Origin of the sequence: Halobellus sp. MBLA0158, assembly GCF_041477585.1 — an archaeon.
GTDB classification, from domain to species: domain Archaea; phylum Halobacteriota; class Halobacteria; order Halobacteriales; family Haloferacaceae; genus Haloquadratum; species Haloquadratum rubicundus.
The window spans coordinates 2,284,556-2,306,271 of the sequence record NZ_JBGNYA010000001.1; the positions used below are offsets into that span (position 1 = coordinate 2,284,556).

General features: G+C 68.4%; 21 protein-coding genes. 9 read left to right on the forward strand and 12 right to left on the reverse strand.

Annotation, left to right across the window (positions count from 1 at the left end):
• Window positions 1-166 precede the first annotated feature (166 nt).
• A complete protein-coding gene (locus OS889_RS11680; RefSeq protein ID WP_372390011.1) occupies window positions 167-1,690 on the reverse strand; it encodes a GMC family oxidoreductase in 1,524 nt (507 codons plus the stop codon).
• A gap of 123 nt (window positions 1,691-1,813) precedes the next feature.
• Between OS889_RS11680 and OS889_RS11685 the strand changes: the two genes are divergently transcribed.
• On the forward strand, window positions 1,814-3,331 hold the full coding sequence (locus OS889_RS11685; protein ID WP_372390012.1) for an aldehyde dehydrogenase family protein: 1,518 nt from the start codon (window positions 1,814-1,816) through the stop codon (window positions 3,329-3,331).
• Window positions 3,332-3,680: 349 nt separating this feature from the next.
• Window positions 3,681-4,778 carry a hypothetical protein gene (locus tag OS889_RS11690; RefSeq protein ID WP_372390013.1) on the forward strand — a complete coding sequence of 366 codons (1,098 nt, stop codon included), beginning with the start codon at window positions 3,681-3,683 and terminating at the stop codon, window positions 4,776-4,778.
• A gap of 40 nt (window positions 4,779-4,818) precedes the next feature.
• Here the strand turns inward: OS889_RS11690 and OS889_RS11695 are convergent, their stop codons facing one another.
• Complete coding sequence (locus OS889_RS11695) at window positions 4,819-6,282, reverse strand: sensor histidine kinase (RefSeq protein ID WP_372390015.1); 1,464 nt, start codon at window positions 6,280-6,282, stop codon at window positions 4,819-4,821.
• 91 nt (window positions 6,283-6,373) lie between these two features.
• Between OS889_RS11695 and epsC the strand changes: the two genes are divergently transcribed.
• Window positions 6,374-7,240 carry a serine O-acetyltransferase EpsC gene (epsC, locus tag OS889_RS11700; protein ID WP_372390017.1) on the forward strand — a complete coding sequence of 289 codons (867 nt, stop codon included), beginning with the start codon at window positions 6,374-6,376 and terminating at the stop codon, window positions 7,238-7,240.
• A gap of 6 nt (window positions 7,241-7,246) precedes the next feature.
• On the opposite strand, the gene OS889_RS11705 is transcribed toward epsC, so the two are convergent.
• Window positions 7,247-7,474 (reverse strand): CDGSH iron-sulfur domain-containing protein, encoded by a 228-nt coding sequence (locus OS889_RS11705; protein ID WP_372390019.1) that lies wholly within the window; start codon window positions 7,472-7,474, stop codon window positions 7,247-7,249.
• A gap of 92 nt (window positions 7,475-7,566) precedes the next feature.
• Between OS889_RS11705 and OS889_RS11710 the strand changes: the two genes are divergently transcribed.
• A complete protein-coding gene (locus OS889_RS11710) occupies window positions 7,567-7,938 on the forward strand; it encodes a CBS domain-containing protein (RefSeq protein WP_372390020.1) in 372 nt (123 codons plus the stop codon).
• Between the two features lies 1 nt (window position 7,939).
• On the forward strand, window positions 7,940-8,671 hold the full coding sequence (gene yqeC, locus OS889_RS11715; RefSeq protein ID WP_372390022.1) for a selenium cofactor biosynthesis protein YqeC: 732 nt from the start codon (window positions 7,940-7,942) through the stop codon (window positions 8,669-8,671).
• Here the strand turns inward: yqeC and OS889_RS11720 are convergent.
• On the reverse strand, window positions 8,668-9,288 hold the full coding sequence (locus OS889_RS11720; protein ID WP_372390024.1) for a molybdenum cofactor guanylyltransferase: 621 nt from the start codon (window positions 9,286-9,288) through the stop codon (window positions 8,668-8,670). The two genes, yqeC and OS889_RS11720, sit on opposite strands and share 4 nt — an antisense overlap.
• A 117-nt stretch (window positions 9,289-9,405) precedes the next feature.
• On the opposite strand from OS889_RS11720, the gene OS889_RS11725 reads away from it, so the two are divergent.
• Window positions 9,406-10,017, forward strand: a complete 612-nt coding sequence (locus OS889_RS11725; RefSeq protein WP_372390026.1) for a hypothetical protein — start codon at window positions 9,406-9,408, stop codon at window positions 10,015-10,017.
• A gap of 5 nt (window positions 10,018-10,022) precedes the next feature.
• Here the strand turns inward: OS889_RS11725 and OS889_RS11730 are convergent, their stop codons facing one another.
• The 3 genes from OS889_RS11730 to OS889_RS11740 all read right to left on the reverse strand — a co-directional run bounded on the left by OS889_RS11730 (window position 10,023) and on the right by OS889_RS11740 (window position 12,670).
• Window positions 10,023-11,264: an iron-containing alcohol dehydrogenase family protein gene (locus OS889_RS11730; RefSeq protein WP_372390028.1), complete on the reverse strand. Its 1,242-nt coding sequence runs from the start codon at window positions 11,262-11,264 to the stop codon at window positions 10,023-10,025.
• A 180-nt stretch (window positions 11,265-11,444) separates the two neighbouring features.
• Entirely contained in the window at window positions 11,445-12,197 is a 753-nt protein-coding gene (locus OS889_RS11735) for a hypothetical protein (protein ID WP_372390029.1), read from the reverse strand.
• Complete coding sequence (locus OS889_RS11740; RefSeq protein ID WP_372390030.1) at window positions 12,194-12,670, reverse strand: hypothetical protein; 477 nt, start codon at window positions 12,668-12,670, stop codon at window positions 12,194-12,196. The genes OS889_RS11735 and OS889_RS11740 overlap by 4 nt, the downstream gene beginning before the upstream one ends.
• Window positions 12,671-12,766: 96 nt before the next feature.
• Between OS889_RS11740 and OS889_RS11745 the strand changes: the two genes are divergently transcribed.
• On the forward strand, window positions 12,767-13,675 hold the full coding sequence (locus OS889_RS11745; RefSeq protein ID WP_372390031.1) for an AEC family transporter: 909 nt from the start codon (window positions 12,767-12,769) through the stop codon (window positions 13,673-13,675).
• 95 nt (window positions 13,676-13,770) lie between these two features.
• Here the strand turns inward: OS889_RS11745 and OS889_RS11750 are convergent, their stop codons facing one another.
• Together OS889_RS11750 and OS889_RS11755 are read right to left on the reverse strand one after the other, a co-directional pair.
• Window positions 13,771-14,604, reverse strand: coding sequence for a CDP-alcohol phosphatidyltransferase family protein (locus tag OS889_RS11750; RefSeq protein WP_372390032.1), 834 nt, complete (start codon window positions 14,602-14,604; stop codon window positions 13,771-13,773).
• On the reverse strand, window positions 14,601-16,613 hold the full coding sequence (locus OS889_RS11755; protein WP_372390033.1) for an aldo/keto reductase: 2,013 nt from the start codon (window positions 16,611-16,613) through the stop codon (window positions 14,601-14,603). Before OS889_RS11755 ends, OS889_RS11750 begins: the two co-directional genes overlap by 4 nt.
• A gap of 94 nt (window positions 16,614-16,707) precedes the next feature.
• Here OS889_RS11755 and OS889_RS11760 point away from each other — a divergent pair, with 94 nt between their 5' ends.
• The gene (locus OS889_RS11760) at window positions 16,708-17,835 is read left to right on the forward strand and encodes a glycosyltransferase family 4 protein (RefSeq protein ID WP_372390034.1); all 1,128 of its coding nucleotides are present in this window, start codon (window positions 16,708-16,710) and stop codon (window positions 17,833-17,835) included.
• Window positions 17,836-17,861: 26 nt separating this feature from the next.
• Entirely contained in the window at window positions 17,862-18,239 is a 378-nt protein-coding gene (locus OS889_RS11765; RefSeq protein WP_372390035.1) for a DUF7475 family protein, read from the forward strand.
• 18 nt (window positions 18,240-18,257) lie between these two features.
• Here OS889_RS11765 and OS889_RS11770 read toward each other — a convergent pair whose 3' ends face one another.
• The 3 genes from OS889_RS11770 to OS889_RS11780 all read right to left on the reverse strand — a co-directional run bounded on the left by OS889_RS11770 (window position 18,258) and on the right by OS889_RS11780 (window position 21,579).
• Window positions 18,258-18,542, reverse strand: coding sequence for a translation initiation factor eIF-1A (locus tag OS889_RS11770; protein ID WP_372390036.1), 285 nt, complete (start codon window positions 18,540-18,542; stop codon window positions 18,258-18,260).
• 656 nt (window positions 18,543-19,198) lie between these two features.
• The gene (locus OS889_RS11775; protein ID WP_372390037.1) at window positions 19,199-20,731 is read right to left on the reverse strand and encodes a class I adenylate-forming enzyme family protein; all 1,533 of its coding nucleotides are present in this window, start codon (window positions 20,729-20,731) and stop codon (window positions 19,199-19,201) included.
• Between the two features lie 92 nt (window positions 20,732-20,823).
• Entirely contained in the window at window positions 20,824-21,579 is a 756-nt protein-coding gene (locus tag OS889_RS11780) for an IclR family transcriptional regulator (protein ID WP_372390038.1), read from the reverse strand.
• Window positions 21,580-21,716 lie beyond the last annotated feature (137 nt).

The following is a 21,716-nucleotide window of genomic DNA, read 5'->3' on the forward strand; positions in this document are numbered from 1 at the left end:
GTTCAGCCCCGAGTGATAAAATAGTATCCTTCGGTGCGGCGACGGCGATCGACGGCGGGAGCGGAAAGCGGCGACAGAGCGGGACGTTCGAGCGGAGACCGGAGAACGAGCGGCGGGGAGTGAACCGGAAGTGGCCGAGAGACGCGGAAGCCGGTCGGGGCCGGACTCAGTCGAGCCCGCGGATCATATCGGAGGCCTTCTCGGCGATGGCGATGGTCGGCGCGTTCGTGTTGCCCGTCGTGATCCGGGGCATAATCGAGGCGTCGACGACCCGGAGGTCGTTCAGGCCGTGGACGCGCAGGCGCTCGTCGACGACGGCCATCTCGTCGTCGCCCATCTTGCACGTCCCGACCGGGTGGTAGATCGTCTGGACCGTCTCGCGGACGTGCTCGCGGAGGTCCTCGTCGCTCTCGACCTCGCCCTCGGGCCAGACCTCCTCGCCGCGGTACTCGTCGAGCGCGCTGGCGTGGGCGATCTCCCGGGTGCGCTTGACGCCCTCGACGAGCTTGTCGAGGTCCTCCTCGTGGGCGAGGTAGTTCGGATCGATGACCGGCTCGTCGAACGGGTCGTCGGAGGCGAGGGAGATCCGGCCGCGGCTCTTGGGGTGCAAGAGCGTGGTGCTCGGCGTGAGCCCGTCGCCCTCGGGGTTGTCGAAGCCGTGGTTCATAAAGTAGACGCGGGCGAGGAAGTACTGGAGGTCCGGCGCCGGGAGGTCCGAGTCGGTCCGCTCGAAGCCGGTGACCTGACAGAGGACCTCGCCGGGCTCGATCTCGGGGTCGCCCTGGAGTTCGTACGCCGAGGAGGCGACGAGGTGGTCCTGGAGGTTGCGGCCGACACCCGGGAGGTCGTGCTTCACGTCGATGCCGTGGTCTTCGAGGTGGTCGGCGGGGCCGACGCCCGACAGCAGGAGGAGCTGGACGGAGTCGATCGCGCCCGCCGAGAGGATGACCTCCTCGTCGGCCTCGGCGGTGTACGACGAGCCGTCCTGGACGTAGGTGACGCCCGCGGCGGTGTCGCCGTCGAACTCGATCTGGGTGACGCGGGCGCCCGTTTGGGCCGTGAGGTTCTCCCGGTCCAAGACCGGGTGGAGGTACGCGACGGCCGTGCTCTGGCGCTCGCCGTCCTCGACGGTGAGCGGGAGGGGGCCCATTCCCTCCTGCTGGCCGGCGTTGACGTCCTCGTTGCGGTCGAAGCCGACCTCGACGGCGGCGTCGATCAGCGCGTTCGTGACGTCGCCGTAGGGGTGCTCCTGCTCGACGCGGAGCGGGCCGCCCTCGCCGTGGTGGGCTGACTCGCCGCTCTCGTGGTCCTCCATCCGCTTGAAGTACGGCAGCATCTCGTCCCAGCTCCAGCCGTCGTTGCCGAGGTCGGCCCACCGGTCGTAGTCGTGGGGGTTCCCCCGGACGTACATCATCGCGTTGATCGCCGAGGAGCCGCCGAGGGTCTTGCCGCGCGGCCAATACTCCTCGCGGCCGTTGAGCCCCTCCTGGGGGACCGTCGAGTAGTCCCAGTCCACCTCCGACTTCATCAAGTGGGGGAACATCGTGGGGTTGTGGATCGCCTCTTTCTCGTCCGGTTCGCCCGCTTCCAGCAGCAGTACGTCGGCGTCCTCGTCGGCCGAGAGTCGGTTCGCCAGCACGCAGCCGGCGGACCCGGCGCCGACGACGACGTAGTCGTACGTGTTCGGCATGAAACATCAGGCCGGTCGGAACGATACATAATGAATTTTTTGAATGATATCGAGCTGTCACGAAAGCGGCGATTTGTTCCTCACGAACAACAATTAAGTTTTGAACACCGATATCTTCCCCCGATGTCTAGCGCCAGCGACGACGTCAGCCAGTCGAAGGAGACGATTCTCTCTCGGCACCGCGAGGCCGCCGCGGAGGTCGTCCCCGACCACACGCAAATGTACATCGGCGGCGAGTGGCAGGCGGCCGCGAGCGGCGAGACGTTCGACACGCTCGATCCGACGACCGGCGAGGTACTCGCGTCGGTCGCGCGGGGCGGCGCCGAGGACGTCGACCGCGCCGTCGAGGCCGCCTGGGAGGCCTTCGACGAGGAGTGGGCCGACACGACAGAGAGCGAGCGACAGGCGGTCCTCCTGGAGATCGCCGACCGCGTCGAGGAACACGCCGAGGAGCTCGCGAAACTGGAGACCCTCGACAACGGCAAGACGCTGATGGAGGCCCGGATCGATATGGGCTCGACCGCCGAGCAGTTCCGCTACTTCGCCGGCGCGATTGAGATCGACCGCGGCCAGACCGAGTCCGGCGACGGCTACCACGGCCAGGTGATCAAAGAGCCCTACGGCGTCGTCGGCCAGATCATCCCGTGGAACTTCCCGCTGACGATGGCGTCCTGGAAGCTCGCGCCGGCGCTGGCGGCGGGCAACTGCTCGGTCATCAAGCCGGCCGAGCAGACGCCGCTGTCCCTCCTCCGCCTGATGGAGATCGTCGGCGACGTGGTGCCCGACGGCGTCGTCAACGTCGTGACCGGCTACGGCGAGGAGGCGGGCGAGCCGATCTCGACCCACGAGGACGTCCGCAAGATCGCGTTCACCGGGTCGACGACGGTCGGCAAGCAGATCATGCGGAACGCCGCCGACACCGTCACCGACGTCACGCTCGAACTGGGCGGCAAGAGCCCGATCGTCGTCCACGAGGACGCCGACCCCCACGAGGCGGTCGAGACCATCGCCTTCGCCATCTTCGCCAACACCGGCGAGTGCTGTGAGGCCGGCTCGCGGCTGTTCGTCCACGAGGACGTCGCCGACGCGGTGCTGGAGGGCCTCCAGGGCGCCGCCGAGGGAATGACCGTCGGCGACCCCCTCGACGAGGAGACCGACCTCGGACCGAAGGTCTCCCGCGAGCAGGTCGAGCGGACGATGGAGTACCTAGAGAGCGCCAAAGAGGGCGGCGCGGAGTTCCTCGCGGGCGGCGACGCGCCCGACGACGAGGCGCTCGAAGACGGCTGCTTCGTCGCGCCGACGCTGGTCGAGGGCCTCGACCACGACCACGAGGCCGTCCAGGAGGAGATCTTCGGCCCCGTCCTGGAGGTCTTCCGCTGGGAGGACTACGACGAGATGATCGAACTCGCGAACGACGTCGACTACGGCCTCGCCGGCGGCGTCATCACGAACGACATCGAGAAGGCCGACCGCACGGCCCGGGACATCGAAGCGGGGTACATCTGGGTCAACACCTGGCACGAGATGTCGCCCGGCCTCCCCTACGGCGGCTACAAGCAGTCAGGCATCGGCCGCGAGATGTCGGTCGACACCCTGGACCACTACACGCAGACGAAAAGTATCAAGTACGGGCTCGACTGATAGTGATTTGGGGCCGCACTGCGTCACGGTACCAGACACCACTATCGTCACCACAAAACGAGCCATAGCGGATCACGGTCGCAGTCGCCAGCCCCACCTGTGCGGCGGTACCGCGGCCGCGACGCGCGGACCTCGGCACCGTCGTCATCTCCCTTCCGCCGTCCGAACGAGAGCCTCGGACCCGCGGGTCAAATTTTATATACCGAATCGATCATCAACGATTATGGCCCTCGTCGTCCCGCCGACGGCATCCGGTCGATCCCCGCCGCGCGGGAGAGACGCGCCGCCGAGGCGTCCCTCCGGACTCCCGACGGCGCCGCTTCGGGGTCGCTAGGAAACAGGAAAACCAATGTCCGAAAACTCACAGACGCCGCAGTCGTACGACGAGACGTACCGATCGCTCTACGAGGAGGGAATGACGGACGGGCTCCCGGTGGTCCCCCCGACCGAGGAGCGCGTCGAGGAGATGCTCCGCGGGATCGACCGCCCCCGCGACGACGTCGTCGGTCGCCTCGGCAACAACGAAAATCCCCTGACCGTCGAGGACCTCGCCGCCAACGCGGTGATGGCGGGCTGTGTGCCGCCGTATATGCCGGTGCTCGAAGCCGGCGCGCGGGCCCTCGCGGACCCCGAGTCGAACTCGATCCAGTTCTCCGTGAGCACGGGCTCGTGGGCCTACCAGTGGATCGTCAACGGGCCCGTACGCCAGAAATTGAACATCGAGAGCGGGTCGGGCGCGTTCGGCCCGAACTTCCACGCGAACCAGACCATCTCGCGGGCGCTCGGCATCGCCTACCGCAACACGGCGAAGATATACCCCGGCGAGAAGGATATGGGCGTGATGGGCAATCCCGGGAAGTTCTACCTCCTCGCGGGCGAAAACGAGGAGGCCAGCCCCTGGGAGCCCTACCACGTCACCCACGGCTACGAGGAGGACGACAGCACCGTCACGCTGTCGGGCCCCAACGGCTGGGTGCAGTGGCTGCCCGACGAGAACAGCCCCGAGAGCGTCCTGCGCGGGATGATCAAGAACACCCCGCGCGCGATGCGGTCGCGCTCGGGGGAGGACCTCAACGCGACGATCACCCACGCGATCAACCCCTACAACGCCGAGGAGTTAGAGCGGGCCGACCTGAGCAAGGACCAGATCAAGCGGTACCTCGTCGAGAACTCCGACGTCCGGACGGAGGCGCGACCCGATCCGTTGTCCACGTCGGCGACGTTCGAAGACACAGACATACCGAACCGACAGATATCACAGTACGGTGATGTTAATTCAGTGAAGATCACTTCGATCGGAGGTCCAGGCCGAGTAAACGCGATTATCGGAATGTCCATTGGCGGACCGGTAACGAAAAAGATCCGATTTCCGAATAACTGGGAATCGCTCGTCGAGGAGTACGAGTTCGAGCGGAACTGGGTGCCGACCGAGGGCTTCTACGAGTAGCCCGCGCGCCGCCGCCGCGCCCCGAGCGTGACCGGGCCGGTCACGACTCTGTCGGGAGTTCGACGACGAAGATCGCGCCCGGACCGTCGCCCTCGCCGAGGTCGTCGCGGTCTTCGACCCAGACGTCCCCGCCGTAGCTGTCGACGAGCGTGCGGACCAGATAGAGGCCGATCCCCGTCCCGGCGCTGTCGAGGCCCGCCTCGCCCTTGCCGAAGATCGACTCCTTCTGGGCGTCGGAAACGCCGGGGCCATTGTCGGCGACGCGGATCCGGACCGCTCCCTCCGCTCGCTCGATTCCGACCGAGACCTCGGGCACGTCCTTGTCGTTGTGCTGGACGGCGTTCTTCAGCACGTTCCGGAAGACCGAGCCGAGCAGGTCGTCGGCGACGACCTCGACGTCCGGGATCGACTCGCAGCGGACGACCGCCTCGGGGTAGCCGGACCTGATCTCGTCGACCTCGGACTCCAGGACGGGCCGGAGACGCCGGCTCTCCGGGTCGCTGTCGGAGATCAGGACGTTCGCCATATCGCGGGCCGTCGTCGTGAGTTCGACGGTGTGTTCTGCGTGTTCGCTGATCGTGTCGATGTACTCCTGGATCTGACTGTCGTCGCACTCGTCGGCCAGGAGGTCCGCGTACGCCGTCACGAGCTGGAGGTCGTTGCGGATGTCGTGTCTGAGGACCTGATTCAGGAGTTCGAGATCGTCGCGCTGGGCTTCGAGCCGGTCTTCGTACCGCTTCCGATCGGTGATGTCAGTGATAAATCCCTCCAGATACTCGGGGCCCTCCGTCGGGCCGTCGAGGTGCTGGCCGCGCTCCCACATCCACTTGATCGAGCCGTCGGCGGTGCGGATGCGGTACGTGACCTCGAACGCCGAGCCCTCGTCGACGGCGGTCTGGACCTCGGCGTCGACCCGCTCCCTGTCCTCGGGGTGGATGACGTCGAGCCCCCAGCTCACCGCCCCGGACTCGACGGTCTCGGACTCGTAGCCGGTGAGTTCCGCACAGCGGCCGCCGACGAACTCCATCGGCCATCCGGCCTCGTTCCGGCACCGATAGACGACCCCCGGGAGGTTCTCGATGAGCGTCTGGAAGCGCCGCTCGGCCTCCTTTCGCCCCTGGATGTCGCGCACGACCGCGAGGACGCGCGGGCCGTCGTCCGTGTCGATCCGGCTGAGCTTCATCGACACCCAAAAGCGCGCGCCGTCGCTGTCGCGGGCGCGCCACTCGAACTGCCGGGCTTCGCCGGTTTCGGCCGTGCGCTCGATCCGGCGGACCGCCTCCTCGTGGGTGTACGGATCGACGCCCGCGCTGAGGGTCTCGACGGCGCCGTCGCGGAGGGCCGACGGGGAGTGGCCGTACAGGTCCGCGGCCGCGGCGTTGACGTCGACGATGGTCCCGTCGGGCCGGTGGACGAACACCGCCTCGGTGACCGCGTCGAACGCGCCGCGGAGTTCGTCGATCGACAGCGGCGAGCCGTCGGCCGGCGTCCGCTCTGTGGTCATTGTCCCGGATAGCGCCTTCGGCGATATAAATGACAGTGCCGGACCGACCAGCAAGCACTACTCTAATACGCCACCCGGCCGAACCGAGGCTATGGTCAACTACCGATACGCCGGCGACGCCCACGAACGGCTGTTCGCCTCGTATCAGGACGACTCGGACCCGTTCCCGACGAGCGTGACGGCGTGCTTCCCCGACCGGGAGCACCGACGCGAGGAGGTCGCGCTCCTCCAGGAACTGCTGTTTCCCACCTGCTGGAACGCCCCCGAACTGGTCCGCGACGAGCTGGCGGTCCTCGATCAGCTCGACGACCTCGGGACGCTCGTGAAGGCCGGGATCTGCCCGTACACCGACGGCCGGCCCGACGAGACGGTCTCGGCACTCATCGACAGCCTGCCGCGGATCCGCGACGTCCTGAAGCGGGACGTCGAGGCCGCCTACAAGGGCGACCCCGCGGCGAAGACGTACATGGAGATCATCCGGTCGTACCCCGGCTTCCTCGCGATCTCGGTCCAGCGGGTCGCCCACGTCCTCTACGACATCGGCGCGCCCGAGTACGCACGCGAACTGACCGAGTACGCGAAGACCCAGACCGGGATCGACATCCACCCGGGCGCCGAGATCGGCGAGTACTTCTTCGTCGACCACGGCACCGGCGTCGTCATCGGGGAGACCGCGACCGTCGGCGAGTGGGTCCGCCTGTACCAGGACGTGACCCTCGGCGCGCTCCACTTCGAAGAGGAGGAGGGCCAAGAGCACGCGCTCAAGAAGGGGTACAAGCGCCACCCCGACATCGGCGACCACGTCGTCATCGGCGCCGGCACGAAGGTGCTCGGGGACATCACCGTCGGCGACCACGTGAGCATCGGCGCGAACTCCTGGATCACGGAGGACGTCCCGGACCGGACGAAGGTCTACATCAAGGACCACCCGACACAGGAGCGGAAGCGCTACGACTGATCGCGGTCACTCCTCGAACTCGATGGTCGCGATGCGGTGCCGCGGCTGTTCGTCGTCGTCGTTCTCGTACTTGTAGTCGACGCCCTCGTCCTCGTCGACCGTCGCGGTGTGGGAGCCGTCGCAGAACGGCTTGTCCTCCGAGAGCCCGCACCGGCAGACGTAGATGTCGCCGTCGTGATCGTCGGGGTCGATGACGTCGGGGCCGTTCGCGTCGTGTGTGACTTCGCGTGACATCGTGTAGCACACGTGTCGCCACCCAGTTATAGTTCGTGGGCGAGCGCGCCCGTGACGAAAAACCGAAGCCCCTCGGTCGCGTGCGATCGTTTATGTCGAACGACCAGACGCTCGTCAGCGACGTGATGTCGACGGCGCTCGTGACGATCAGCCCGGACGCGACGCTCGTAGAGGCGGCAGCGCGGATGCGCGAACACAACATCAACGCGCTGTTGGTGCCGTCGACGGAGATCGCGATCGTGACGAGCACGGACGTGCTCGACGCGGTCGCGCGGGAGCTCGACCCCGCCGAGGTCAGTGTCGGCGACGTGATGACAAGGTCCGTCGAGACGGTCACGCCCGACCTGCGACTCACCGAGGCCGCGGCGATGATGGAGAACTTCGGCTTCAGCCACCTCCCGGTCGTCGACGACGACCTCGTCGGGATGGTCTCTTCGACCGACATCACCGCGCAGCTCTCCTGAGATGGACGTCGTCACCGCACTCCGAGCCCAGGAAGGCGTCACCTGCGTCGTCGGAGCGGGCGGGAAGAAGACGACGATGCGGACGCTCGCGGACGAACTGGGCCGGGCGGTCGTCACCGCGACGGTCCGGATCCCGATCTTCGACGACTGGGTGGGCCGGGTCGTCGTCATCGACGACCCCGTCGCGGCCCTCAGAGAGGCCGAGGGCGACCCCGACGCGTGGCCGCTCGGCGTCGTGCCCGAGCGCGAGCGCGAGGACCGCTACCTCGGCTACGAACTCGACGCGATCGACAGTCTCGCCGCGCGGGACGTCCCGGTGCTGGTGAAGGCCGACGGCGCGCGGATGCGGCGGTTCAAGGCCCCGAACGAGCGGGAGCCGCGGATTCCCAGGTGCGCGGACACGGTCGTCCCGATCGCGAGCGCCCACGTCGTCGGCGAGCCGCTCTCGGAGGGGATGGTCCACCGAGTCGAGGAGGTCGCGTCGCTCACGGGGCTCGACCCCGGCGAGGAGATCCGGCCCGCGGACGTCGCGGCGGTGCTCGCCAGCGACGATGGCGGACTGAAGGGGGTGCCCGACGGCGCGACGCCGATCCCGCTCGTGAATATGGTCGACGACGACGCCCTCGAAGCGAGCGCGCGCGAGATCGCCGCCGAGATCCACGAGCGCGCCGACGTGCCGGGGGTCGTCCTCGCGGAGATGCGGGCCGACGAGCCGATCGTCGACGTGGTCTAACGTCCGTCCCCGCGGAGGCGCTCGACGGCGCGGTCGAACTCCTCGCGGGTGTTGAGGTTCTCGAAGGTCTCTACCGACGTCACCCGCTCGATCTCCTCGCGATCGAGGACGACCTTCTCCAGGTCCGAGAGCGGCGCGACGATCCGGCTGTCGTCGCGTTCGAGCGCCCGGAGACAGGCCTCGCGCATCGGGGCGGCCCGGTAGACCGCCTGCGTCGTCTGGAACCACTCGTCGAGGCGCGGGACCGCGGCGTCGTGGCCCGCGGCCCGCTCGAAGAGGTGCTCCGCGAACGCGGGGTCGACGAACGGCATATCGCAGGCGACGACGAACGCGTACTCCGCGGAGACGGCCTCCAGGCCGCGGGCGATGCCGGCCATCGGACCCGCGTCTGGCTCGCGGTCGACGGCGAACGCCGGGTCGACCTCGGCGTCGGCGAACGCGTCGCTGATGGCGTCCTCCTGGTCCGATCGGCAGTTGATCACGACCTCGTCGACGACGCCCGCGACGCGGTCGACCACCCGGCGGATCATCGGCGTCCCGGCGAGGTCGGCGACGGCCTTGTCGCGGTCGCCGAAACGGGTCGAGCGACCCCCGGCGAGGACGAGTGCGGCGCGCATAGGAGCGCTTTCCCGTCCGGCGCAAAGAAGGTGACGAGCCGCGGGTCCCCCGGCGCACACAGCGGAGCGCATTTATCCCGCGGGCGAGTGCTTCCGAGCGATGCGGGAGGACGCGTGATGCGGGAAGACGAGCTCGCGACGGCCGTGGTCGAGCACTTCGAGGCCGCCTTCGACGACCCCGAGATCAGCCTCGAAGAGCCCTACGACCACTACGGCAACCGCGGGGCCGTCGACGTGTACGTCCGCACGGCGCCGCCCGAGCGCGTGTCCTATCTCGTCGAACTGAAGGCCGACCCCGCGGTGCGGATGGCCTCGGGCGCGAACGAGATCCTCCGGCAGTACCGGCGGATGGAGCGGTACTTCTACGCCGACGACGCCCACGACCTCCGGACGCGACTCGCCCGCGACGGGCCCGGCGTCCACCTGCTCTTGCTCTTCGCGCCGACCCGGAAGTGCGTCGAACACGTCTTCGAACACCGGCGCCTCTACGGCTCGGTCGACCCGGAGCTGGCGATCGACGGCGTCGACGCCGAGCGCAAGGTCGCCTTTCTGGTCAATCTCGACGACGCGGCCTCGGGCGGGCTCGGCTTCCTCTCGGTCAACGGCGAGGTCGGCGTCGACTCCCCCGGGTTTCTGGAGGCGGTTCCCGACGGGTCCCACCTGGCGGCGGCGATCCGGGAGGCCGACATCGACCTCGAAGGCGCCGACGGGGGCTCCGAGACGTCCTGACGCCGCTACCAGGCCCGCTCCAGGATGGCGACGATGGCTTCGGGAGTGGGATCGAGGCCGTCCGGCGCGACCGCCAGCAGGTCGTCGTCGTGAATCGCGGCCGCGACGTCGGGGAAGTCGGACTGATCGACCCCGTCGATGTCGCGGAGGCGGTTCGGGAGCCCCAGGTCGTCGCGGACGCCCGCGACGGCCTGGATGACCGCGCCGGCGGTCGCCTCCGGACCGCCGGTCGCGTCGACGCCGAGCGCCTCCGCCAGCAGGTCCCGGCGGCCGTCGATCTCGCTGAAGAGGTAGCGGAGGACGTGCGGCGCGACGACGCCGTGGATCGTGCCCTGGTGGACGTCGTACCCGTGGGAGAAGCCGTGGCCGAAGGCGTGGATGATCGACGCGCGGTAGCCCTCGCGCCCCGCGAGCCCGTACTGGACGGCGACGATCCCCGAGAGCACCTCGCGGAGCCGCGCCTCGTTCATCGGCTCGGCGCGGAGCGTTCCCAGCCCCGACCGGAGTAGTCGAAGCCCGCGAGCGGCCGTGCCGTCCGTGATCGGCGTCGCGAGCGGCGAGTAGAGCGCCTCGATTCCCTTGTCGAAGCCGTTCATCGCCGACGCGGTGAGGACCGAGGTGGGCGTCGTCCGATACAGGTCGGAATCGTAGAACAGCGCCTCCGGCATCAGGCGCGGATCCGAGACGCCGCCGCTCGGCGGGCCCTCGCCGGAGGATCCGGCGTCCGCTCCGTCCAGTTCGGTGCCGCGGTCGAGCGTGAGCGTCACGCCCGCCAGATCCGAGAGGTCGGCGCCGGCCAGCGTAGTCGGCACGGCGACTATCGGGAGTGGCTCGCCCCCGTCCGAAACCGATAGATCTCCCGTCTCGATCGCCCGTTCGGCTGTCGCCCGGGCGTCGTCGTGTGACGACAGCGCACCAAGGACCTTTGCGACGTCGAGGGTGCTCCCGCCGCCGACCGCGACGGCGACGTCGACGTCGTGATCGCGGGCGGTCTCCAGCCCGTCGAGCGCCGTTCCCAGGGTCTTCTCGGGCGTCGTCTCGGGGAACTCCGCGACCAGTCGATCGCCGAGCCCCTCGCGGATCGGATCCACGACGGCGTCGGTCCGACCGACGGTCCTCCCGCTCACGAGCATCGCGCGGTCGTACCCCAGGCGGTCGAGTTCGTCGCCGAGGCGCGCGACGCAGCCCGCGCCGACGCGGATCGCGCCGGGGCGGAAGTCGAAGGTGAAGCCCTCGGTGGGTGTCATAGCACCCTCTATGCCGGGATCCCCCAAAGGCCTACTCCCGCCACGGCGGCAGAATCCCACGGGCGAGAGTTTATGTCCGAACACGGAACCAGGGCACGCGTGCGGTGACCATCGCCCCGCGCCGTCCGCGGTTGTCCGGCACAGCGACGCGGGGGCAGTTCGAGTGCCGGCTGTCCGCCCCTACTCCGCCGCTTCGAGCGCCGCGATCGCGTCGTCGAACGCCTCCCGCGCGAGGTCGTCCGCGTCCTCGCCCGGGTGCGCCTCGCGGACCGCGGCCAGCGCCTCCGGATCGCCCAGCCGTCCGAGGACGTCCGCCGCCCACGACGGATAGCCGTTGCCGCGGCCGCGGTCGAGCAGGTCACAGAGCTCGTCTCGGAGCCACTCGCGGGACACCAGTCCCGGCGAGTCCGCCTCCGCCAGCCCGACGACGAAAAGCAGGTACCGTGAGACGTTCCGATCGCTCCGGAGTCGCGTCGCCATCTCCTCGGCGTGCGGAACGAAGAGCGACGGCTCTCGCTGCGCCACGCGAGCGAGCGCGTCGGTCGCGTAGACGGTCGCTCTGACGTGCGGCGAGCCCATCCACACCGCCGGCGCGGGAATCCCCTCGAAGTCGTCCGGATACGACGCGGCCGCCGAGAGCAGCGCCTCGATGTAGGGTGCGAAGAGCGCCGGCCGGTCGTAGAGGTGCTGCAGCGCCTTCGCGGCCGTCGATCGAGCCTCGCCGTCGTCCACGGAGAGCAGCGCGACGATCTGCGCCATCTCGTCGCGGGAGACGTCCCCAGGGTCGCTCTCGGCCGCATCGAGCAGGTCTGACGCCATCGACCGCCGGTCGTCGACGCTGTCGGGGACGGACACCTCCGACGGCGACGGAGCAGTCCCCTCCTCGCGGGCGTCGGTCTGATCTCGGATCGAATCGGATCTCTCCCCCGTCATCGTTCGAGCTCCAGCGTCAGGTCGTGCGAGTCGATGATCGCGCGGTAGACCGCGCGCTTGTCCATCCCCGTCTCGGCACAGAGGCGATCGATCTCCCCGCGCGTGAACTCGGGGCCGAGTTCGCGCAGGACCTGATGGAACGACGCCGAGTAGCGGGGCCGCCGGTCGTCGGTGCGCGCGATCAGCCCCGCGTCGACGAGTTCGTCGAGCACCATCTCGAAGTCGGGCTCGGTCGCCGGCGCGTCCGAGCGCACGCCGTACTCGTCGTGGCTCTCGAACTGGTAGAAGTGGTCCGCCGCCGAGCGGAGCGGCTCGTCGTCCTCCCCGAGGAACTCGTACACTTGGACGTGGGTGTCTTCGAGGGCCTCCGGGTCCGGGACCGGGAGGTCCGCCTCGAAGCGCCACAACAGCCCCTCGATCAGCTCGGGTTCGAGGTCGTATTCGTCGATCAGTTCCCGTGTGCGGTCGGTCACACGCCCACCTGGAACGGCGACACAATAAAAATACGGAGCAGGCCGGCGGGACGGGAGACCGAACCGCGTAAGTTCCCGAACCGACTCGGAGCGGGTATGGAGGTCCTCGGCCGCCTGCTCGGGCTCCTCGTGCTCTTGTTCGCCGGGACGGGTCTCCGTCGGGTCGGGATCCTGGGCCCCACGCGCACCAGGCGGCTCAACGACCTCGCGTACTACGTCGCGCTCCCGGCGCTCGTCTTCGTCTCGACGTACGACCGGGCGATCGGGGACCTGCTCACGCCGGCGCTCGTCGCCGGTACCCTGGCGGTGCTCTTCGGGACCGCCGGCGTCGCGTGGCTGCTCCATCGGAACCGCGTCGATCGGGAGCGCCGGGGCGTCGCGATCGTCCAGTCCTATCACTCGAATCTGGGCTATCTCGGCCTGCCGCTCATCGCCGCGACGTTCAGCGGCGACGTCACCGCGGTCGCGAGCGTCGTCCTCGGCGTCGTCTCGCTGACGCAGGTCCCGCTGACGATCGCCGTCCTGACGGGGATCAACGGGGCCGGAGCGTCGATCGGCGACGAGCTGACGGAGCTGGTCCGGAACCCGGTGTTGCTGACGCTCGTGCTCGGGCTGACGGTCGGCTCGATCGGCGTCTCGGTGCCGGGCCCGCTGACCGTCGGCCTCGACGCGCTCGGGTCGCTGGCGCTCCCGCTCGCGTTGCTGTGCGTCGGCGCGTCGCTCCAGTTCGAGCTCCCCGACGGCGACCTCGGGACGAGCGCGGCGGTCGTCGCCCTGAAGATGGCGTGGATGCCGGCGCTGGCCTGGGCCGTGTTTTCCACGCTGGATGTCGGCGCCGCCGCGTTCACCGCCGCGGTCGTGATGCTCGGGATGCCGACGGCCGTCTCGACGTACGTGTTCGCGAACGAACTCGGCGGCGACCCCGAGTTCGCGTCGCTGAACGTCTTCCTGACCACTCTCGCTTCGGTCGGGACGCTGTTCGTGCTCATTCAGACCGTCGGGTGAGCCCGACGAGCCGGCCTCACAGTGATTACTCTCGTCGCTTCCTGCCGAACGCCGTCACCGGGGGTGGCGGCGGTAAACAGTGAGAGTCATCACTATCAGTCGTCGCCCCGCGGGAGTCGCCCGGAGACGGCGAGGTAGTCGCGGACGAACACCGCGAGGGACGGCGCGAGCACGAGCGCCGCCAGCGGTCGGATCGCCGACAGGGACAGGACCGGCGCGAGGGCGAACGCGATGAACGCCATCTGGAGCCCGGCGAGCGGTCGCCGCAGGCGGCTCGGCGGGAGGTCGTAGACGGGCTTGCCGCGACGCCGACGGAGCCCGCGGCCCAGTTTGAACAAGTAGCGCGCCGCCGAGAGCGACAGGTACCAGACCGGGAGCTGTCCCCAGAGCACGGCGACGACGGGCGCGACGAGGAAGCCGGTGGTGTCGATCGCGAGGTCCAGTTTCGCGCCGAGCTCCGTCGTACGGTCGCGGCGGCGCGCCAGGAATCCGTCGACGGCGTCCAGCGCACACCCCGCGCCGTAGAGGATCGCCGGCGCCCACGCGACCGCGGGCGTCGGCGCGAGCAGTCCGAAGCCCGCGACGCCGGCGAACAGCGCGCCGCGGACGAGCGTCACGAGGTTCGGAAGCCCGAGCGACGCGTACGCGTCGGCGGGGGTCGCGGCGGCCTCGGCGGAGCGTTCCGGGCGATTCGCGTCCAGCCGGCGATACGTGAACGTCGCCTCGAACGCGAGGACGGTGAAGGCGGCCGCGAGCCAGCGGACGGTGGGCGACCGCGGCAGCACGCCGAAGTCGATCCCGATGGGGTCGGTCGGAGCGAGTGCGGGGCCGAGAGCGGCGGCGCCGCCCAGGGTCGAGAGCGCGAGGAGGGCGACCGCGGCGGCCCACTCGCGCCGGAGCGCCCGCGGCACTCGGTCGGCGGCGGTCACCGTTCGAACCCCGGGTCGGCGAGCGTCGCCAGCCGCTCGCGGTCCGCTTCGGTGAGGCGGAGTCGCGCGGCCGCGAGGTTGTCGACGACGTGGTCGGGATCGTTGCTGGCCGGGATGGGTACGACGCCGCGGTCGACATGGAACGCGAGCGCCGCGGCGGCCGGCGAGGCCTCGTGGGCGTCGGCGACGGCCGCCAGCGCGGGCTCGTCGAGCAGGCCCGGCGCCGACAGCGGCGAGTGCGCGAGCACGCGGATCCCACGGGCGTGGCACGCCTCGATCAGTTCGGTCCGGGGGAGATAGGGATGGGACTCGATCTGCACGATCGCGGGCGGCACGCGCGCCGATTCGAGGATCGTCTCCAGGTCCGACAGCGAGACGTTGCAGACGCCCAGCGTCCGCGTCAGCCCGCGGTCGACGAGCCGCTCCATCCGCGCCCACGTCTCGGCGAGCGGCACGTCGACGGCGTCGGGATCGCCGTCGGCGTCGGTCGGGAAGGTGAGCGCCTCCTGCTCGTCCGGCGGACGCTCGGCGAGCGCCCGGAGCGGACCCTGATAGCGCCAGGCGTCGGGCCAGTGGAGCAGGTACGAATCGAGGGCGTCGACGCCGAGTTCCGCGAGCGTGCCCTCGCAGGCCTCGGCGACGTGCTCGTGGTTCGTGTTCCAGACCTTGCTGAGCAGGAAGAGGCCCTCGCGGTCCGGCGCGCCGGGCGAATCGAGCAGGTCGCCGATCCGCGCCTCGTTGCCGTAGAGCTCCGCGGAGTCGAGGAGTCTGTAGCCGGCGTCCAGCGCCGTCGCGATCGAGTCGATGCGCTCGACGTAGTCGCCGTCGCGGTAGCGCGAGCAGCCGAAGCCGATCGGCGGGAGCCGGAGCGCCGCGTCACGGCCGGGGGAACCGACGCCGCGCACGACCGATTCGACGGATCGATCGGCGTCTTCGAGCGGACGGACGGGCGGTGGCGAGCGCTCGGTCTCCAGCGCGGCCCGCGTCGAGTCGTCCGTGTCGACGCCGACTGACTCGCCCGTCTCTGCGGCGCGTTCGATCGCGTTACAGACGGCGACGACGTGGGCGGCGCGTCGCGCGCCCGCGGTCGTCGGCCCGTCGGCCGCGACGCGCTCTGCGAGCCGTTCCGGCCCGGCGAGGTAGGCGCGTCGGCGTCGCGGGGCCGGATAGGGTGCCGAGACGTAGGGCCTGCCGGCGCCGCCGACGGCGACGGTGTCGCGGTCGGCCGCGAGCGCGCCGCTGTCGGCGAGGTAGAGCGAGCCGTCGTCGCCGTGGAGTTCGAGGCTGTTGAACTCCCGGCTCCGGTGGGGGGCATAGAGGCTCGCGGTCAGCCGGACGACGGGACCGGTCTCGAAGGCGAGCGTCGCCTCGACGTGCGCGGGACGCTCGGGCCGTCGGTTCTCGCGCGCGGGCCAGACGTCGAGCGCGTCCGCGGTCCGAACGCGATCGACGGGGCCGAACCACGTGACAAGGAGATTCAGCGGGTACACCGCGCCGTCGTACAGCGGACCGACCGCGAGGAACGATTCCGGCGAGTTGTGCCACTCGGTCACGCGGCCCACGTGAGCGTGGGCGTAGCCGAGGCGGATCGGCCCGAGGCGGCCGTCGCCGAGGAGCCACCGCGCGTGTCGTTGGGCGTCGCAGCGGTGATTGATCGGCGCACAGCCGAGCGCGAGACCGCGTCGCTCGGCCGTCTCGACGAGGGCGAACGCGCGGTCGGCGTCCAAGGCCAGCGGCTTCTCGCTGAAGACGTGCCGATCGCGAGAGAGGCACGCCTCGGTGACGTCCGCGTGAGCGGCGTGGCTCGTGAGGTTCGCGACGAGCGGCGCGGCCTCGGCGTCCAGCAGCGCGTCGAGGTCGTCGTAGGCGGCCGCGTCGTACGAGTCGGCGAGGCGCTCGGCGCGCTCCGCGTCGAGATCGCAGACGGCGGTCAGTTCGAGCGGGGACGCGTCGAGACCGGCGGCGTACTTCTCGGCCACCGCGCCCGCGCCGACGAACGCGCACTCCATCGGCGGCCGTTCGGACGGGGGCGACAAAAACGCGTGGGCGGATTCGGTTCGCTGGGAGACCAACAGTAATCACGCGGCCGACCCAACGGACGGTATGGCGCGCGTGGCCGTCCTCCACAACACCCTCGACCTCCAGGGCGGCGCCGACGTGGTCTGTCTGTCGACCTGCGCGGCCCTCCAGGACGACCACGACGTGACGCTGTACACGCTGTCGACGACCGATCCGGCGGCACTGGCCGAGCGGTTCGACATCGGTCTCGATCCCGCGGGGCTTTCGGTCCGGTCGCCGCGGGGCGGGAGCACGGCCGCGCGAGCGCTCTCCGCGGCGACGCCCGTGTTCGGACCGCAACTCCCCTTCCGGACCGTCCTCGTCCGTGCGATCTTCGAGCGCGAGGCCGACCGCTACGACCTGGCGGTGAGCACCGCGAACGAGGTGTCGCTGTCGCTTCCGTCTGTACAGTACGTCCACTATCCGCAGTTCCGCGGGCACCGATCGGGCGAGGCCGACGGAGACGGCGACGCCGGCAGACTGAACCGCCTGTGGAGTCGGCTGGCGGCCCCGACCGACGGCGATCTGAAATCGACGACGCTGCTCGCGAACTCCGCGTGGACCGCGGGCGTCGTCGAGCGGCGCTACGGCGTCGAACCGACCGTCGTCCACCCGCCGGTCGCGCCGATCGAGGGCGGCCGCCCGTGGCAGGAGCGGGAGAACGGCATCGTCGTGGTGGGGCGACTCGCGCCGGACAAGCGGATCCTCGATGCGGTCGAGATCGTCGACGGCCTCCGAGATCGGGGCCACGACGTCCACCTCCACGTGGTCGGCGCCGCACCGCCGGCGTACCGACAGTACGTCCGAAGGGTCGAGTCGGCGGCCGGGGAGCGCTCGTACGTCGCCGTCGAGACCGACGTCCCGCGATCGCGGATCGAGGAGTTGCTCCGGACGCACCGCTACGGCCTGAACTGTAAGCCCGACGAGCACTTCGGGCTCTCGGTGGCCGAATACGTCGCGGGCGGGATGATCGCGTTCGCGCCCGACGGCGGGGGTCAGCGCGACGTCCTCGACGGTCGCGACGATCGGCTGTTCGCCGGGACGAGCGAGGCGATCGATCTCGTTTCGGCCGCCATCGAGGAGGGGCATCGACCGCGGCTCGCCACCGACCGGTTCGCCCCGGAGCGCTTCCGGGACGCGCTCGGCAGCGCCGTCGAGCGGGCACTACATTGAAGTCGAACTGTGTCCATTGCGAACGTATGGCAACGAGCACGTCGACCGGCGGAACCCTCCGAACGGAGTCGCTCTCGGGACTGCACTGGCTCGGCATCGCGCTGGCGGCCGTCACCGGCGTGCTGCACCTCGCGCTGGGGGTCAGCTTCGTCGCCGGATCGCTCGGGAGCGGCCTGGGCTGGGCGTTCATCGTCGCCGGCGTCGGCTTCCTCGGCGGGATCGCCGCGATCCTCCTGGACTACCGACGGCGGCTCGTGTACCTCCTGGGAATTCCGTTTACGGCCGGACAGATCGTGATCTGGTACGTCGTCAACGCGCCGGACTTCTCGCCGCCGGGGATCGGGGATAAAATCGTCCAAGTGCTGTTCGTCGCCGTGCTGATCGTCCTGTATCGACGATCGTAGGCGTCCGTCGGGCGGTCGCTATTCGATGTGACCTTCTTGCCGGAGCTGGTCTGCGTCCTGCTCCGAGTAGCGCCACTCGATGTTGGCCTTCTCGTCCTGCCAGTCCCACGGCTCGACGAGGACGACGTCGCCCTCGTTGATCCAGGTCCGGTACTTCATTCGGCCGGGGATCCGGCCCATGCGGTTTTTGCCGTCCGCACAGCGGACGCGTACGTGGTTGCCACCGTTGTGTTCCGTGACAGTGGCGAACAGCTCGTCTCCGTTGGGCATTCGAAGGTTTCGACGCCCTGTTTCCTCAGTCACAATTACAGTACGTCGGGAAGACGGATAAAGTACCGGGTCCGACGCGTGTAGCGGTATCGCGTGACTCGGTATTTGCTCACACAATCGGGTGGTGTAGTCCGTTCGAGGCCCACTGAAACAAAATATAAATTATATATAATATAAATACAATATTTTTGTTTTATATGATTTGGGAAATTTGCTCAATACTCTCGAAAAGCTGTTTCAAATCCACTCTGATTCATATATAGTATATCAAATAAAATATAAGTATCTGGTATATAAAAAATTTGTACTTTTAGTAGTCCAAAATCTTGTCCGAAAATAGCGGACGAATTATATCACCTGTCCAGTCGAGAATTGAATCGTAGAATATCGAACACCCACGGATCTGAGAGCCGAAAATCAGCGTTAGAGAGCCGAATTCGTGATTATAAGACGTGACAGATGCACTTGGTGATTAACGCGATTTGGAATTCCCATAACAGACGTACTTCTGTTACTTCGATATCTGATAGTCGCCCACGTCGGGACAGCCAGTGTGACGAATAGCCGCTGTCGGGCGATCTTAGTCGGATTGTGCTCCGATCGGCGCACGGATCATCTCGTCCGGTATTGACGGACGTATTTTGTGAGAGCTCGGAGGTGGCGGTGAGGCCGTCGCTCCGACCCAGGTCTTACTCGTCGGCGCGGGATTCGAGCTTGTAGCGCTCGATCTTCCCGCTCGGGTTGCGCGGGAGTCCGTCGACGAAGCGGTACTCCCGCGGTCGCTTGTAGTCCGCGAGGTCGTCGCTGTCGCGACACCACTGGTCTAGTTCCGTCTCGGTCACGTCGCCGCTGCGTTCGACGAACGCCACAACGATCTCGCCCCACTCCTCGTCGGGGTGCCCGACGACGCCGGCGTCCGCGACATCGGGGTGGGTGAGGAGGACGTCTTCGACCTCCGTGGGGTGGATGTTCTCGCCCCCGCTGATGATCATATCGTCGACGCGCCCGGTGATGACGATCCGGTTCTCCTCGGTTCGGCGCGCCGCATCGCCCGTGTACAGCCACCCCTCGTGGATGGCTTCCTCGGTGGCCTCGGGCTTGTTCCAGTAGCCGTCGAAGGCCACCGGCGAGTCCGTGTTGACGATGAGTTCGCCCTGGGTACCCGGTTCGACCGTGTCCGCGGGATCGTCGCTCTCGACCGCGACGACGCGCGTTTCGAGGCCGACGTTCGCGGGGCCGGTCACGGTCGGGTCGCGGATGTCCTGGAGGTCGATGTACGCGAGCGTCCCGTAGACTTCGGTCGTCCCGTAGAGGTTCGCGATGTGATCCGGGTCGAACGTCTCGATCGTCCGCTCGAAGACGGACTGGCTCATCGGTGCCCCGGAGTAGCCGATCGTATCGACCGAGGAGATGTCGACCTCCTCGATCGCGTCGGTGTCGAGCATATTCGCGAAGATGGTCGGTGCCTCGTGGAGCGCCGTGACCCCGTAGTCCTCGATGGCGCGGACGGCGATCTCGGGGTCGAACTCCGACATACAGAGGTAGGTGCCGCTCATCGAGAGCAGGCCGCAGAGGATGCCGTGGAGGCCGACGGTGTGGTACAGCGGCATAATCCCGATCATCGTCTCCTCAAGGTAGTAGTGCTGGCCGAGAGAATTGATGATCCACCGCGAGGACGTCGAGTCTTGGTCGATCGGGATCCCCTTCGGATCGCCGGTCGTCCCCGAACTGTACAGCATCACGCTCGGGTCGTCGTAGTCGATGTCGACGTCGGGCTTCTCGGCCGAGGCGTCGGCGAAGTCCGCGAACGGCTCCGCGAAGTCGGGCGCGTCGTCGCCGACGTACACCATCGGGACGTCGATGTCGTCTGCGACCGACGTGACCGCCTCGCGGGAAATCTCATCGAAGAGGAACAGTTCGGGATCGGAGTCCTCAATGTGATACCGCACGCCGCTGGCGGCCAAGCGGAAATTGAACGGGACGGCGACGATGCCGGCCAGCTGGGTGGCGACGAACGTCACGACGTGCTCGGGCCGGTTCGCCATACAGATCGCCACTCGATCCCCCGGGTCGAGTCCCCGGTCGCGGAGCGCGGTGGCGAGACGGTAGGCGCGAGTCTGGAGTTCGGTATAGGTCAGCTCGGACCCGTCGTTCAGGTGGGCTATCGCGGTCCGGTCGGGCGTCCGGGCGACCGATTGCTCGAACGTGAGAGGGAACAACATACGCTACGATCTATTCGAACAGATGCTAATAATTTTTCCTCTGTGAACGGCGTCGGTGCGTAGGAGGCTGAACGCCGCCGAGCCGGGCGGGCTCAGTAGTAACGGTAATTGACGGCGATCTCCTCGGCGGCCGCGCGGACGTTCCGGATCAGGTCCTCCCGGTAGTCGTCCTGTTCGAGGCGGCCCGTTGGACACGCGACGGAGACGCTGCCGAGCAGTTCGCCGTCTTCGATCACTGGACAGGCGACGAAGCCGATGCCGACGACCTGTTCCTCCCGATCGATGGCGTAGCCTTCGTCGTTGATCGCGTCGAGTTCTGTCCGGAGTACGTCGGGATCGGTGACCGTGTGTTCGGTCACGGCTTCGAGTTCGTCGACGTCGAGCAGTTCGTCGACGCGCTCGTCGGGGAGGTGTGCGAGCAGAACCTTTCCGGCGGCGTGAGAGTGGATCGGCGTCCGGAAGCCGGGGTAGGTCCCGGTCTGGACGGAGGTGAGGTCGCCCTCTTCGTGGAGCATCACCCACTCGCCGTCTTCCTCCTGGCCGAGCTGGGCGAGTTCGTCGGACTGCTCGGAGAGCTTCCGGAGGACCACGTCCGAAGAGTGGAAGAATCGGTTGCGATACTTGAGCAGGCTCCCGCGTTCGAGGAAGCGGTAACCGATCCGGTACCGTCCCGCCTCCCTGACGACGAAGCCCGTGGCTTCGAGCGAGACGAGGTAGTCGTGGGCGGTGCTCCGATTGACGCCCATCAGCTCCGCGATCTCCGCGGGGCCGGCCTCCCGTTCGCGCTCCAGCAGGTCGAGGACCTCGAACGCCCGCGCGACCGTCTGGAGTGGGACGTCGGATGTCACAGGTACACGTCCGTCGCGGTCGGTATGAAACTCTGTCGCTCGGTGGGACCGCGACGAACCGGCGCCGCGGCGATTCTCCGACGGACTGTCGTCGAGTCCGAGAAAGTTTTAAATAATATTATGTGGAAGTTAGCGCC

Coding starts and splice junctions, on each gene's coding strand:
- OS889_RS11705 (WP_372390019.1), bottom strand. CDS start 7,474: ATGTCACGCGAAGTCACACACGACGCGAACGGCCCCGACGTCATCGAC.
- OS889_RS11720 (WP_372390024.1), bottom strand. CDS start 9,288: ATGCGCGCCGCACTCGTCCTCGCCGGGGGTCGCTCGACCCGTTTCGGC.
- OS889_RS11695 (WP_372390015.1), bottom strand. CDS start 6,282: ATGACCACAGAGCGGACGCCGGCCGACGGCTCGCCGCTGTCGATCGAC.
- yqeC (WP_372390022.1), top strand. CDS start 7,940: ATGGACGTCGTCACCGCACTCCGAGCCCAGGAAGGCGTCACCTGCGTC.
- OS889_RS11765 (WP_372390035.1), top strand. CDS start 17,862: ATGGCAACGAGCACGTCGACCGGCGGAACCCTCCGAACGGAGTCGCTC.
- OS889_RS11735 (WP_372390029.1), bottom strand. CDS start 12,197: ATGACGGGGGAGAGATCCGATTCGATCCGAGATCAGACCGACGCCCGC.
- OS889_RS11775 (WP_372390037.1), bottom strand. CDS start 20,731: ATGTTGTTCCCTCTCACGTTCGAGCAATCGGTCGCCCGGACGCCCGAC.
- OS889_RS11710 (WP_372390020.1), top strand. CDS start 7,567: ATGTCGAACGACCAGACGCTCGTCAGCGACGTGATGTCGACGGCGCTC.
- OS889_RS11685 (WP_372390012.1), top strand. CDS start 1,814: ATGTCTAGCGCCAGCGACGACGTCAGCCAGTCGAAGGAGACGATTCTC.
- OS889_RS11680 (WP_372390011.1), bottom strand. CDS start 1,690: ATGCCGAACACGTACGACTACGTCGTCGTCGGCGCCGGGTCCGCCGGC.
- epsC (WP_372390017.1), top strand. CDS start 6,374: ATGGTCAACTACCGATACGCCGGCGACGCCCACGAACGGCTGTTCGCC.
- OS889_RS11745 (WP_372390031.1), top strand. CDS start 12,767: ATGGAGGTCCTCGGCCGCCTGCTCGGGCTCCTCGTGCTCTTGTTCGCC.
- OS889_RS11690 (WP_372390013.1), top strand. CDS start 3,681: ATGTCCGAAAACTCACAGACGCCGCAGTCGTACGACGAGACGTACCGA.
- OS889_RS11730 (WP_372390028.1), bottom strand. CDS start 11,264: ATGACACCCACCGAGGGCTTCACCTTCGACTTCCGCCCCGGCGCGATC.
- OS889_RS11760 (WP_372390034.1), top strand. CDS start 16,708: ATGGCGCGCGTGGCCGTCCTCCACAACACCCTCGACCTCCAGGGCGGC.
- OS889_RS11755 (WP_372390033.1), bottom strand. CDS start 16,613: ATGGAGTGCGCGTTCGTCGGCGCGGGCGCGGTGGCCGAGAAGTACGCC.
- OS889_RS11725 (WP_372390026.1), top strand. CDS start 9,406: ATGCGGGAAGACGAGCTCGCGACGGCCGTGGTCGAGCACTTCGAGGCC.